Origin of the sequence: Brumimicrobium sp., from assembly GCA_023957385.1 — a bacterium.
Lineage (GTDB): Bacteria > Bacteroidota > Bacteroidia > Flavobacteriales_D > Crocinitomicaceae > Brumimicrobium.
Genome location: JAMLGZ010000001.1, coordinates 1,313,373 through 1,326,918, shown reverse-complemented (window position 1 = coordinate 1,326,918; position 13,546 = coordinate 1,313,373). Strand labels below are relative to the sequence as shown.

Below are 13,546 nucleotides of genomic sequence, written 5' to 3'. Positions count from 1 at the left end.
ATATCTATTACAACTTTTTGCCTTATTTGTACGTTAATTAACCCAAGATGAGTTATTGCGAATTTACAAAGAATTTAGACCAAAATCACCCAGATAAGAAATATCATGATGAAAATTATGGTTTTCCACTAAAGGACGATGATGAGTTGTTTGGTAGATTAATCTTAGAAATTAATCAAGCCGGTTTGAGTTGGTCACAAATTATTAAAAGAGAGCCAGCCTTTAGGAAAGCGTTTGAAAATTATGACATTTCTGTCGTGGCTGCCTTTAAGGAAAAGAAGATAATAGAATTAATGAATGATGCTGGTATTATTCGGAATAGGAAAAAAATTGAAGCTGTAATTTATAATGCAAATAAAATTTTAGAAATTCAAAAAAATAATGGTACATTTAGTTATTGGTTAGACAAGAATTTAGGTTTATCATTAGAAGAATGGACTAAGTTATTTAAAAATAATTTTAAATTTACAGGCATAAAAATTGTTGAAGAATTTTTAATGAGCACTGGATATTTGGATGGAGCACACACAAAAGATTGCAAAATTTATAAGGATATTTTAAAAAAGAAACCAAAATGGGCAGATATAAAATAATTGTTTTGATGAGTAGTATGTTGTTTGTCTTTTCAAACAGCGGTATGGCTCAATTTTCTTTAGGAGGAGGGGTAAGCACTTTTCATGGATTAAATCTTCCTATACATCGTATTGGATTCAATATGTTTGGAGAATTTCCGCGTACTCCTAATAATACCTTTACATTACGAGCTGCATATATGTTTCCAAAGAAGTATGAAAGAACTACGGAAGTCTCAGGGAAAGATGGAATAGTCCCTTCTAAAGTTCAAGCTATCGAAACAGCCAAAACAACCTATTTTGCCATAGATGGTGGTACAAGATATTATTTCATTAATGATTATGATATAGGAATAGCCATGTATGCAGGAGGATATTTGAAAGGTATTTTGAGTTCATATAGTTCAAAATATCGTATGCCAGGCTCTTTAAAAGTAGATGATTACGAAACGAATGATTATCCCCCTCAACCTCTTACATCCTTAAAGCCTATGTATTCAATTTTATTTTCTTTTGGAGGTGGTTTAGGAGTTAAATTTCAAGTGCCTGCTATGAGAGGAGCAATTACCTTTGATGTAGGAGCAGAGATTGTTTCTAGGTTAATGGATCCCTATGCAATCTTAGGAAATGATATTTCACCCATATCTTTCAATATGAATCTAGCTTACCGATTTGATTGGTATTAATCTATGATAGTAGTCGAAAGCGGAGGAACCAAATCTACTTGGGTTTATAGAGATGCTTCGGGTCAATTGACACAGAAAGCGACAGTAGGCTTGCATCCACAGGAATTGACTGACCAAAAAAAAACTATTTTTCTGCAATTTATCCAAGAAAATAATTTTCAGCAAGAAGAAGTATATTTCTTTGGAGCAGGATGTGAGAGTAAAGAAGCAAAAACTAAAATCATACAATTTTTAAATCTCTTTCAACTAAATGTACGACTAGTGGAAACAGATATTTATGCAGCATGCATAGCTCATCTAGGAAATAGAGAAGGAGTAGTTGGAATTATTGGAACAGGAGCTGTTGTAGCATATTTCGATGGAAAGAATGTAAAGCAAATCACTTCTGGCTGGGGGTACATACTTGGAGATGAAGGTAGTGGTTTTGATTTAGGTAAAAGATTGATTCAGTATTATTTAAGAGGTGAATTGTCACTAACAGTTAGAAAAAAGATAGAAGAATATTTTCAAGGTCATTCCATTATTCATAGGGTTTATGAACCTGATGGAAGAAAATTTGTAGCTGGACTTACAAAGATTATTCATGAATTTCTACATGAGTCAGAAGTGAGTGAATTAATCTCACAGGGGTTTTCTGATTTTTGTCAAACTGCTTTAAAACCATTAAAAACATCCATTCAAGAAATTCATTTTATTGGAAATGTTGCTTATTATTTTGAAAATCAATTATCTAATGCTTTAACTCATCATGGGTATAGACTTGGTTCAATTAAATGTGAAGCTGCTCAGGCTGTATATGAATTTTTTGAGATAAATGGTATTCATCGATAAAACCATTTTGTTTGTCGAAATTGATAGGTCTTTTTGAAACTTAAACTTTTAAAAATCGATAATAATGGACATATTGGTCCTTTCATTTTAAAAGTTAATGGAGATTTTAGAAAAAATAGCTACGCCCAACACTCCTTATGTGAATTTTAACCCTAATATAGGTCGCATGTTGATCAAAGGAAGAGCTATTCCCGAAAATATAGAAGAATTTTGGTCGCCAATTGTAAAATGGTTCTATGCATATTCTTGTGCCCCCGTTAGAAAGACGCGCATTATTTTTCACATGGAATATTTTAATAATGCTTCTTCCAAACAAATTCTTTTTCTTTTACATAAAATGAATGAGATGGTGGAAAATGGCTATGATGTTTCTATTGAATGGAGATATGCTGAAGACGATGATGAAATGAAAGAAGCTGGTTTTGATTTTTCTTGCGTAGTGAATGTCCCTTTTGTTTTCAATGCTTTTAGAACTGAAGGAGTAGATTTATAGATTTAATCTCTCACTATTCATTTTCCTTACCGATAATTTTTGTATTCTACTTTTTATTCTGTGCTTATCGAAGATTTCACTTTTAAACCACTAGTCATTAGTGCTAACTAATTATAAATAATAATGGGTATTTAATCTATTTTTTTATTTATTTTTAATTATTGTAATCAAAAAATCTATTACCTTTATCGGTATAATTAAAAATCTAATTTATGAGAAAAATACTTTACTCTACACTTATTATTGCTACTACACTTGTCAATAGTAATGTAAATGCACAAGATTGTTCTTCAGGAACACGTTACAAACAAGCTGTTTTTACAAATGTAACTAAAACAGCTGATGTAAAATATGGATCAAACTATAACCAAGCAGGAGATCAACTTGTTGACTTATCCTTGGATATTTATACTCCAGATGGTGACACTGATGACGATAGACCAGTCATTTTATTAGCACACGGAGGTTCTTTTATTGGAGGAAATAAATCTGACATGCAAACAATTTGTGAGCAAATGGCTAAAATGGGGTATGTTGCGGTATCTATACAGTATCGCTTATTAAATATCAATCCTTTATGGCTCACACAGCCAGCTACTTTAGCACTTGAATTTAAAAAGGAGGTTGCTAGATCTATGCACGATATGAAAGCAGCTATTCGTTTCTTACGAAAATCTGCTGCTAACGGAAATCCTTACGGAATTAACTCAAATATTATCATTGCAGGAGGTTCATCAGCAGGTGCTATTTTAGCTGACCACGTGACTTACCTAAATGATTTGAGTAAAATCCCAAATGAAACTGATTTGATAGCTTATATCAATACACAAGGTGGATTGGAAGGTAATTCAGGAAATCCTGGTTACAGTAGTGAACCTCAAATGGCATTAAGTATGTGTGGTGCTTTAATGGATACAACTATCGTAGTAGCAGGCCAACAACCTTTCTTTGGTGTTCATACTGCTCCAGATCAAACAGTACCCTATTTATTTGGTCAGCCAAAACCAGCAGGAATGACAGTTCAGGTTGATTTATATGGTGACTCTTTAATTTACAAACGCGCATTAAACCAAGGAGTTTATGCTGCTTATAAAAATTATGAAACAGGAGGACACTGCGACTTTGGTCCAGATTTCTTTGATATTATGATGGCATTTGTATATGATAATGTGTGTGTTCAAAATCTGAGTTTAATGTCTAATCCAAACAAAATTACTTTTTCTGTTTATCCGAATCCGGCAACATCTAATGTAACAATTGATATTCCTGGTAATATTTGGAATTCAACAGTTCAATTTATAGATATGACAGGTAGAGTTGTTCATACACAGACTTTGAATGCGTATGAAAGTACTTATACTATAGATGTAAATGATTTTAAATCTGGTATTTATACAGTTCGTATCCAAACGGAAGACGGAAGAACTGATGTTAAGAAATTAGTTATAGAATAGACTAGTAATCTATTGTTATAAAGGGTCTTGAGATAATCAAGACCCTTTTTTTTGATTAGGGTTCCAACAATATCTTTAATTATTAAATGTTAAATTTTTTTTCTTTTCAATTTTATTTCTTAGGTTAGCCTTACTAAAAAAAGGTTTATGAATTTTACTGCTATGAAAAGGGTCTTCCAAGGAAGCTTGGTTGGATATGTCTTGTTTTTTACACAAATCGCATATTTACAAGTTATTGTACCAATCCAAACACCTGCATTAAATGAAACTACTGAACGATGTGTTTCTGATTTGAAAATGCAAGTTTATTTAGAAGAGTATAATCTGACACAACAATATAATCAGGAGTATCAACAGATGACTCAAAACATTGATTATTCTGGAATATCCGATAAGGCACAATATACTATACCCATTATTTTTCATGTAGTTTATAGCAATGCAACACAAAATGTATCTTATGCTGCTATTATGAATATTTTCAATGAATTGAATGAAGATTTCCAATTGTTAAATGCGGATGCTGCTAACGCTCGTACTTCTTATGGATTTAACCCCATGAACGCAAACATAGATTTCTGTTTAGCAGAGAAGGATCCTAATGGGGTTCCACTATCTGAACCTGGGGTTCATAGAGTATCTACATCTGTTACTTATTTTAATCCGAATGGTAGTAATTCTGAATACATGAAAAGTACTGCTAATGGAGGTACGGATTCATGGGATCATACCAAGTATTTAAATGTATGGATATGTAACATATCTAATGGTCTAGGATATGGAACGGCTGGATGGGCCTATCTTCCGACAACAGGAATGATTCCTCCAGCTAATTTGGATGGAGTAGTGATGGATTATGATATGGGATTACAATTGGGTAATCGTGTATTAACACATGAGGTGGGGCATTATCTTGGATTACCTCATACTTGGGGAAATACAGATGGAGCTGGATGTGGTAATGGGAATGATGGTATCGCAGACACTCCCGCAACAGCAGGCCCTTCATTTAATTATCCAGGATCTTGTTCTGGTAATCAATCAACGTGTACTGGTACTCAAACTCAATACGAGAACTATATGGACTATAGTAATTGTACTTGTATGTTTACACAAGGACAAATTAATTTAATGCATGGTATTTTGACAAGCTCTAGGAGTCAATTAGTTAGTGGAACTGTATGTACAACTGCTTTAGTTGCAAACTTCTCAACTCCGAGTTTTAATATTTGTAAGAATGATTGCATTGATTTTACAGATTTATCTACAGGGTCCAATGTTTCTTCTTGGAATTGGGCTTTTACAGGTGCTAATCCTAGTTCTTCCACAAGTCAAAATCCTACAAACATCTGTTATCCAACTTCAGGAACGTATAATGTGAAATTAACAGTAACAGATGATAATGGTTCTAAAGATACAACCATGCAAATTACTGTAGGAGATTGTGTACCGCCTCAAGCAAATTTTTCTACAACCAGTTTTGCTATTTGTGAAAATGATTGTATCAGTTTTACGGACTTGACTACAGGAGGAAATATCACTTCATGGAATTGGACTTTTTCAGGAGCAAGTGTTCCAACTTCAACAACTCAAAACCCTTCCAATATTTGTTATCCAAATGCAGGTACTTATAACGTTAAATTGAGTGTCGTGAATCCATATGGTTCGCACGATACTACTATGCAGGTAACGGTAACTGATTGTTCCTTGCCAACAGCTAATTTCTCCACAACAAACTTTACTATTTGTGAAGGCTCCTGTATTAATTTTAATGATTTGTCAGTTGGGAATGGTATTACTTCTTGGAATTGGGCGTTTACAGGAGCTAGTATGAATTCTTCTTCCTCACAAAATCCTTCGAATGTTTGTTATTCAACTGCGGGTGTTTATGATGTTACTCTAACAGTCACTAATAACAATGGTTCTGACACGAAAACCTTACAAGTAACTGTCATAAATTGCCCAGATCCGACACCCGATTTTTCTGCATCTAGCTTAAATATTTGTAAAGGTGATTGTATCAATTTAACAGATTTATCTACTGGAACGAATATCTCAACGTGGATTTGGAGTTTACCCGGTAGTAGTACGCCAACATCAACCATGCAGAATCCAACGAATATTTGCTATGCTAATCCAGGTACTTATGATATTATTCTACAAGTAACAGATGATTATGGTACAAGCTCAATTACAAAGCAGATTGTAGTAGGGGAGTGCTTACCAAATGCAGATTTTAATACAACTTTTGAAGTTTGTGCGGGAACTACTCTTAATTTTACAGACCAATCAACGGGTACAAATATTATTTCATGGAATTGGACCTTTACAGGTGCTACACCTTCTTCTTCAACAGATCAAAATCCGAGTGGAATCGTATATTCAAATCCTGGGACTTATAATGTTCTATTAAGTGTTACTGATAATTACGGAACTAATTTTATTACAAAACAAATTATTGTTCATGATTGTCCTGTAGCTGATTTTACAGCATCAAGTTTTGAAATTTGTGAAGGTAGTTGTATCGATTTTACTGATTTATCATCAGGAACAGGAATTATTTCATGGGAATGGACTTTTGATGGAGCTCAAACACCATCTTCCTTTGATCAGCATCCTGTTGGAATCTGTTATGATTCTGCAGGTGTATACAATGTAACATTAAAAGTTTCGAGTAGTTTTACGAGTGATCAATTTACTATTCCAGTTACTGTTAGCGCATCACCTTCTATTGTGGCATTTGGTGACACTCTCATAGATTTAGGTGGTAGTGCCAATATTTGGGCAGAAACTTTGGATGTAGGCTCTATTTTTTGGAATCCTTCGGATGATATTGATTGTCCATCTTGTTTAGATGTTATTGCTAGTCCGTTATTAACAACTACATATTATCCAACAATTACAACAAGTGATGGTTGTGTTGCAAGGGACTCTGTTACGGTTTATGTTAAATTTAGAGATGTTGTAGCAGTTCCAAATGCTTTTACACCTAATGGTGCTATTAATAATAAATTGCATGTATTGGGAATAGGGATAACATCTATTGATTTTAAAATCTTTAATAGATATGGTCAATTAGTCTTTATGACTACAAATATAGAAGATGGTTGGGATGGTACTTTTGATGGTAAGCCATTGAACCAAGGAGTGTTTGTTTATAGTTTGAAATATACTTTAATCGATGGCAATTCAGGTGAAAAGAAAGGGAATGTCACTTTGATTAAGTAAGAATCTTCATAATGGTTAGGTTAGTTTAGGTTAGGTTTAGAAAACCTCTGTTTATTCAGAGGTTTTCTATTTTTTTATACTCTTATTTTTTCTTTAATAAAACAGTAAAGTGTCTCAATATTTCTGATTCCCAAACTATTTCTAATCCAGAAGTGATGCTATTACGTCTGTCATAAATATTCTTTAAGGCAACTGCTACGTAATCCATGTGTTTATATGAATAAGTTCTACGTGGTATAGCTAATCGCAATAGTTCTAATTTTGGATATCTATTTAACTTTGTCTCAGGATCTCTGTCAGCGAGTAACGTACCGATTTCAACACCTCTTACTCCAGCTTCTTTATATAATTCAATACCTAATGTTTGAGCAGGGTATTCCTCTCTGGGAACGTTTGGTAAGAATGATAGAGCATCTATAAAGATAGCATGTCCACCAATAGGTTTTTGAATAGGAATTCCAAAGTCTATCAATTTATTTCCTAAATATTCAATTTGATCAATTCTAGCTTTAAGGTATGAAAACTCAGTAGATTCCATTAGACCTTGAGCGAGTGCAGCCAAATCACGACCAGCTAGTCCACCATAAGTAATGTATCCTTCATAAATAATTCCCATATTTCCACAAGCACGGAAAAGATTCTGATCTCTCATCCCTAACAAGCCTCCAATATTCACCAATCCATCTTTCTTAGCAGACATTGTAAAACCATCACAATAAGTAAACATCTCTTTTACAATCTCTTTAATGGATTTATCTTGATAACCTTCTTCTCTTACCTTAATGAAATAAGCATTTTCAGCAAAACGTGCAGCATCAAAAAATACAGGGATACCGTATTTATCAGAAAGTGCTTTTACTGCTTTGATGTTTTGCATGGAAACAGGTTGTCCACCTGAAGAGTTACAAGTAATGGTTACAATACAAAGAGGTATATTTTCTTTCGGGTTAGTTTTGTACACCTCTTCTAATTTATTCAAATCAATGTTCCCTTTAAAAGGATCCATGTTGTTAATATCAAAAGCAGCATCAATAGTACAATCTACGGCATGTGCTCTTCTAAATTCAATGTGTCCTTTTGTAGTGTCAAAATGAGAGTTGCCAGGTACAACCATACCTTCTTTAACTATCACACTAAACAATACATTTTCTGCAGCACGCCCTTGGTGAGTTGGTAGGAAATAAGGGATACCTAATACGTTATTTACAACTTCTTTTAATTTCATATAGGATTCTGAGCCAGCATAGCTCTCATCTCCTTTTAGCATTTCAGCCCATTGTTTATCAGACATAGAGCCAGTTCCACTATCTGTGAGTAAATCAATATATACATCATGACTTGATAGATTAAAGAGGTTATATTGTGCTTCTTCAATCCATCTTTCTCTTTCCTCTCTTGTGGAGGTATAAATTTCTTCTACTGTTTTAATCTTAAAGGGTTCTGCCCAAGGTAATTCCATTGCTTCTTTGTTTAAAAACTGGCTATAAATTTAATAAGAATAAAAGATTAGAATGGGAATTAACTTATATATTTTTGAATTATTCATTTTTTCAATACAACTCGGGTTAATATTTCAAAACACTATTTGATATTTAAAAAAACTGTTTATATTTGCACCCGCAACGAAAGGAGTCTGGCGTGGTAGCTCAGTTGGTTAGAGCGCAGGATTCATAACCCTGAGGTCGGGAGTTCAACTCTCCCCCACGCTACAAAATGCGATAACAAAAGTTGTCGCATTTTTTTATGTTGTTTTTTCTATTATAGAAAGTGTTTCATTTTTCTTCTGTATCTTCGCTTCTATGAATAGCCATACACTTTATCCTATTGAAAAGGTGGAGGGGATAGTAAATATTCCTCCATCTAAAAGTATGTCACAACGTGTTTTGGCTTTAGTGACATTAGCAGGAATCGAATTGGATGTGTTGAATTTGGGGAATGATAGGGACACAAAAGCCGCTATTCAAATATGTAAAGAATTTGGGTTAACTATTTCTCAGAACAAAAATGTTTATCATTTAAAGGGAATTGGTAAGAACTATCCTTTCCCTACATTAATTGATTGTAATGAATCTGGATTAAGCACCCGATTATTTAGTTGTTTTTCATTATTGAATGAAGAGAAATTTGTAGTAACGGGAAAGGGCTCAATCTTAAATCGTTCTATGAAAATGGTAGTGGAGGGCTTGGAACAATTTGGAAAACGAGTTGAAAGTAATGTCGACAAATTACCTCTGAAAATTTCAGGAAAGATTGATAATTCATCTGTCTGTATAGATGGTAATGTTAGCTCGCAATTTTTGACGGGACTATTACTAGTTAGCCCTTTTTTACCTTTTACGACAACAATCCGAGTGAGAGAATTAAAAAGCATACCTTATATACAATTAACTCTTCAGCTGTTAAGTGAATTTGGTTTGACATATTCTCAGAATGGATGGGAAGAGTTTATTATTAAAGGAAATCAAACGGCTCATCCTATCCCAAAATATATAATTGAAGGTGATTGGAGCTCAGCCTCTTATTTTCTTGTGGCTGGTGCAATAGGAGGGAAGGTAACTCTTAAAGGTTTATCTATGAATTCAAATCAAGCGGATAAATCTCTTTTAGCTGTTTTAGAAAACGTAGGAGCTAATCTTACTTGGGATGAAGGGAATCTAACAGTTCAGAAAGATAGATTAAAATCGTTTGAATTTGATGCAACAAATTGCCCTGATCTATTTCCAGCTTTAGTAGTGTTAGCTTCTGTTTCTGAAGGTGTATCTGTTATTAAAGGAGTTACTCGTTTATATTCTAAGGAAAGTAATAGAGCTATAGCCTTGCAGCAGGAATGTGCTAAAATAGGAGTTCTTATCACTATTGATGGGGATATAATGAAAGTTTCAGGGAATAAATCATTGCACATCAAGGAAGAGGTTCGGTTTTCATCTCATCAGGATCACCGAATAGCAATGGCAATGAGTTTATTTTCTCTCTTTACTACCAATAACATTGTGATTGAAGACGCAAGTGCTGTTTCAAAATCTTATCCTTCTTTTTTTGATGATTTCCGAAGAAGTTAATTATTTATCAGTTTCCCCCTCATATTCAACTCCTGTTTTTAAAATTCCTTTGGGAGTAACCACATAATGTAAAGGTATATCATAAGGATCAATATCTGTAAAATCATCGTGAATATCAAACATAGTAAGTCCTATAAAAATAGCACTGGGTTTACATTCTGCTAGGAAACGATCATAAAACCCCTTTCCATAGCCCAAACGATTTCCATTTTGATCGACAGCTAATAACGGTACGATTACCACATCAATATCTTTGATATTTACATCTTCTCCCACAACGGGTTCGGGTATTCCTGTGGTTGTTTCTTGAAAAACAGTGTGGTCATTTAATAATACGTGACGCATGCTGTTGTTATTGAAATTAGAAACTGGAACGCAAATCTGATTCTTCTTTTGTAGGCGATTTATAAGAGCTGATGTATCTACTTCTTTCATGCGATGTATGGTAAGAAAACAATCAATTGTTTTTCCTTCAAAATCCCAATTTTTAAGGAAGTTATTGGTGATTACTTGTGAAAAATATAGGCATTGTTCGGTAGATAATTCACTTCTTTTATTTCTATAACTTTCTCTTATTTCGTCGCGTGTCATTAACATGAGATTTTATTTTTTGCAAATATAGTGTTGTTTTAAGATGTATGGATTCTTTCACTTTAATAAAATCTATAAATGTAAACCCGAAAACAAAACATAGTGTAAAAAAAATATTACTCTAAGAAACTGAATCAGTAAAAAATGTTTATATTTGCACTCGCTTTGAGAGTATTGTCAAAGTTTAGATTTACATGGTGGTTGTAGCTCAGCTGGTTAGAGCGCCGGATTGTGGTTCCGGAGGTCGTCGGTTCGAACCCGATCTTCCACCCAGAATTGAAAAGCTGTCAGAAATGGCGGCTTTTTGCATTTAATATCTAGTTTATCTTAACTAGGTTTGTTTATTTTCTATTCAACTGGTAAAGCAGCTGCTATGCAGCATTTTATACAGGTAGGGATTTGTTTTTTTAGCGAGTATGTTAGTATCCATCTATGCAACAAATGCCTTAATGGTAATGGTTTATGTAATGGTAGGAACGGTGCCTTTCACTTATTTCGTCTATAAGTTATCTATAAAATAAAAGAAGCCGTGTCAGTGACACGGCTTCTTTTATAATTAATTACTTATATTATTTTACAATAAATTTGTCGAATCTAACAACTTCATTATTGTTTAACACTCTAAAGAAGTAAGTTCCAGCAGCATAGTTCTTAACGTTAACTGTAGTTAAAGTTTCAGCTTTAACAACATCCATTAATTGACCTGTAGCAGAGAAGATACGAATTTCAGTAACATTTTCTCCTTCGTTAAAAGCAAAGTTTACCACTTCACTTGTAGGATTTGGATAAACAGTAACATCTACGATTGGATTTTTGATAGTTTCAATACCAGCAGTTGTTCCATCACTAAGAGTCAAGAATACATTATCAACTTCTAAAACTGAACCACTTACAGTAGGTGCTGGATATCCACCATTCATTACTGCACCAGCAGAAGTACCGAAAACAATCTCGATTGAATCGATTGGATCAGGTGAAACCCAGTTCATTGTAGCAGTAGCAGTTTTCCAGCTTGATTCATTAGTAGTGATATCAACAATAGCTTGTCCAATAGCATTCATTCCAAAATCATGACCAGGACCACTTGAAGTAACAAATGCAATTGCTTGGTCTCCAGTTGTTAAATTTGATCTGTAAGAAAAAGTTACAGATTGAATTTTATCGGTAAAAGGAAATGCTTGGTCTAGATAACCTGGGTAAATTCCATCAGGAATATTATAGCCACTTAATCCTGTTAAATCAAATGAAGTCATTTTTGCATAACCTGTTCCTTCTGCAGGATTGGTTGTTCCCAGAACTGTACTAGCAGGTATAGAAGAAGTTCCTCCCATTGCAGGAGCAGCAGTATTCAATAGATTATAAGAATCCCATCCTGTCATTTCAACAATAGGAACACCATTCCACATAACGGTTTCAGTAGTATTTAAACCTAAATTTGTTTGTGCTGTTAAACCCATTGATAATACAAGGCTAGCAGCTAAAAAGTAAATTTTTCTCATAATTTTTAAAGTTTTATAATTTTTCCAAATATACACAAAAAAATAAAACAATCTACTTTTTGATAAAAAAAAGATAGAATATAACTTTAAACTGAATAACGGTTTTTTTTCATGACAAAAGGGTGCTGTGAGGCTCATATTTATATTCGTCATCCTTCTTTAAATTTGAGACAAACATTTTTCTTTAAAGAATCACTCAGTCTGACACTATTTGAGCTATATAACAATGATATAATTAACTTTTATTTTTTTGTTTAAAAAATTTGATTATTTTTGATTAAAATATAAGCAAAGTTATGAAATTGTATTTGTCATCTAATTTAAAAACACTTAGGAAGTACCGTCAAATGTCTCAAGAAGATGTTGCTAATAAGCTTGATATGACTCGATCCTCTTATTCAGGATACGAAAATGGTGTAGCCGAACCAAGTATAGAAAATATAGTTCGCTTGAGTAAGTTTTATCAGATTCCCTTAGATGATTTAGTCACTAAAAATTTAGAAGATTTATCCGAAAGTGATTGGGAATCTATTGCAAAAGGTGTTTATACAGATATAAAAGGAAAAAAATTGCGTGTTCTAACAGCTATGGTGGATGAACAAAATGAAGATGTTATTGAAATGATTCCAGAAAAGGCAAGTGCAGGTTACACGATGGGATATGCGGACCCTGATTATATTAAGGTATTACCTACATTTCAGCTGCCTTTTCTGAGTAGAGATAGAAAATATCGTTCTTTTCCAATTAAAGGAGATAGTATGCCACCTGTATCACCTGGTTCTCATGTGGTAGCTGAATATATCCAAAATTGGGAGAGTATTAAAGATAATCATCCTTATATCGTTGTGACAAAAGAAGAGGGAATTGTTTTCAAAATCGCAAATAAGGTAAAAGGAAAAGAAAATGTTCTGCAATTATCTTCTACCAATCCATTTTATGAACCATATTTTATTAATGTGAATGACATTTTAGAAATATGGAAATTTGTGAATTATATTTCTCCTGAACTACCTGAGGTGAGTATCCCCGAAAATGATTTAGTAAAGTCTGTAAAAAATATACAAAAGCAGGTGAATGAAATTAACTCATATTTAAGAAAGGAAATATAATTTAACTAAAAATTCTATTTTTAA

11 protein-coding genes and 2 tRNA genes are annotated in these 13,546 nt (G+C 33.4%); 10 read left to right on the top strand and 3 right to left on the bottom strand.

Annotated features, from left to right (window positions below; all coding sequences use genetic code 11):
- Positions 1–47: 47 nt before the first annotated feature.
- From M9897_05855 to M9897_05830, 6 genes are all read left to right on the top strand, one after another.
- Positions 48–593, top strand: coding sequence for a DNA-3-methyladenine glycosylase I (locus tag M9897_05855; protein MCO5268399.1), 546 nt, complete (start codon positions 48–50; stop codon positions 591–593).
- Positions 575–1,258: a hypothetical protein gene (locus tag M9897_05850; protein MCO5268398.1), complete on the top strand. Its 684-nt coding sequence runs from the start codon at positions 575–577 to the stop codon at positions 1,256–1,258. Before M9897_05855 ends, M9897_05850 begins: the two co-directional genes overlap by 19 nt.
- A gap of 3 nt (positions 1,259–1,261) precedes the next feature.
- Positions 1,262–2,089: a hypothetical protein gene (locus M9897_05845; protein MCO5268397.1), complete on the top strand. Its 828-nt coding sequence runs from the start codon at positions 1,262–1,264 to the stop codon at positions 2,087–2,089.
- 97 nt (positions 2,090–2,186) lie between these two features.
- The gene (locus tag M9897_05840) at positions 2,187–2,582 is read left to right on the top strand and encodes a DUF1987 domain-containing protein (protein MCO5268396.1); all 396 of its coding nucleotides are present in this window, start codon (positions 2,187–2,189) and stop codon (positions 2,580–2,582) included.
- A gap of 212 nt (positions 2,583–2,794) precedes the next feature.
- Positions 2,795–4,036, top strand: coding sequence for a T9SS type A sorting domain-containing protein (locus M9897_05835; GenBank protein ID MCO5268395.1), 1,242 nt, complete (start codon positions 2,795–2,797; stop codon positions 4,034–4,036).
- A gap of 162 nt (positions 4,037–4,198) precedes the next feature.
- Positions 4,199–7,264, top strand: a complete 3,066-nt coding sequence (locus tag M9897_05830) for a PKD domain-containing protein (protein MCO5268394.1) — start codon at positions 4,199–4,201, stop codon at positions 7,262–7,264.
- An 82-nt stretch (positions 7,265–7,346) separates the two neighbouring features.
- On the opposite strand, the gene M9897_05825 is transcribed toward M9897_05830, so the two are convergent.
- Entirely contained in the window at positions 7,347–8,723 is a 1,377-nt protein-coding gene (locus tag M9897_05825) for a tryptophanase (GenBank protein MCO5268393.1), read from the bottom strand.
- A gap of 176 nt (positions 8,724–8,899) precedes the next feature.
- Between M9897_05825 and M9897_05820 the strand changes: the two genes are divergently transcribed.
- Positions 8,900–8,973, top strand: a tRNA-Met gene (locus M9897_05820).
- 90 nt (positions 8,974–9,063) lie between these two features.
- Entirely contained in the window at positions 9,064–10,323 is a 1,260-nt protein-coding gene (aroA, locus tag M9897_05815; protein ID MCO5268392.1) for a 3-phosphoshikimate 1-carboxyvinyltransferase, read from the top strand.
- Here aroA and M9897_05810 read toward each other — a convergent pair whose 3' ends face one another.
- On the bottom strand, positions 10,324–10,914 hold the full coding sequence (locus M9897_05810; protein ID MCO5268391.1) for a 5-formyltetrahydrofolate cyclo-ligase: 591 nt from the start codon (positions 10,912–10,914) through the stop codon (positions 10,324–10,326).
- Between the two features lie 196 nt (positions 10,915–11,110).
- Here M9897_05810 and M9897_05805 point away from each other — a divergent pair.
- Positions 11,111–11,186 (top strand) — tRNA-His (locus M9897_05805).
- Positions 11,187–11,483: 297 nt separating this feature from the next.
- On the opposite strand, the gene M9897_05800 is transcribed toward M9897_05805, so the two are convergent.
- Entirely contained in the window at positions 11,484–12,413 is a 930-nt protein-coding gene (locus M9897_05800; GenBank protein MCO5268390.1) for a T9SS type A sorting domain-containing protein, read from the bottom strand.
- 296 nt (positions 12,414–12,709) lie between these two features.
- Between M9897_05800 and M9897_05795 the strand changes: the two genes are divergently transcribed.
- Positions 12,710–13,522, top strand: coding sequence for a helix-turn-helix domain-containing protein (locus tag M9897_05795; protein ID MCO5268389.1), 813 nt, complete (start codon positions 12,710–12,712; stop codon positions 13,520–13,522).
- The last annotated feature ends 24 nt before the right edge of the window (positions 13,523–13,546 follow it).

Bases quoted from the DNA above. Each gene is read 5' to 3' on its own strand.
- M9897_05855 (MCO5268399.1), top strand. From the start codon at position 48: ATGAGTTATTGCGAATTTACAAAGAATTTAGACCAAAATCACCCAGAT.
- M9897_05850 (MCO5268398.1), top strand. From the start codon at position 575: ATGGGCAGATATAAAATAATTGTTTTGATGAGTAGTATGTTGTTTGTC.
- M9897_05845 (MCO5268397.1), top strand. From the start codon at position 1,262: ATGATAGTAGTCGAAAGCGGAGGAACCAAATCTACTTGGGTTTATAGA.
- M9897_05840 (MCO5268396.1), top strand. From the start codon at position 2,187: ATGGAGATTTTAGAAAAAATAGCTACGCCCAACACTCCTTATGTGAAT.
- M9897_05835 (MCO5268395.1), top strand. From the start codon at position 2,795: ATGAGAAAAATACTTTACTCTACACTTATTATTGCTACTACACTTGTC.
- M9897_05830 (MCO5268394.1), top strand. From the start codon at position 4,199: ATGAAAAGGGTCTTCCAAGGAAGCTTGGTTGGATATGTCTTGTTTTTT.
- M9897_05825 (MCO5268393.1), bottom strand. From the start codon at position 8,723: ATGGAATTACCTTGGGCAGAACCCTTTAAGATTAAAACAGTAGAAGAA.
- aroA (MCO5268392.1), top strand. From the start codon at position 9,064: ATGAATAGCCATACACTTTATCCTATTGAAAAGGTGGAGGGGATAGTA.
- M9897_05810 (MCO5268391.1), bottom strand. From the start codon at position 10,914: ATGACACGCGACGAAATAAGAGAAAGTTATAGAAATAAAAGAAGTGAA.
- M9897_05800 (MCO5268390.1), bottom strand. From the start codon at position 12,413: ATGAGAAAAATTTACTTTTTAGCTGCTAGCCTTGTATTATCAATGGGT.
- M9897_05795 (MCO5268389.1), top strand. From the start codon at position 12,710: ATGAAATTGTATTTGTCATCTAATTTAAAAACACTTAGGAAGTACCGT.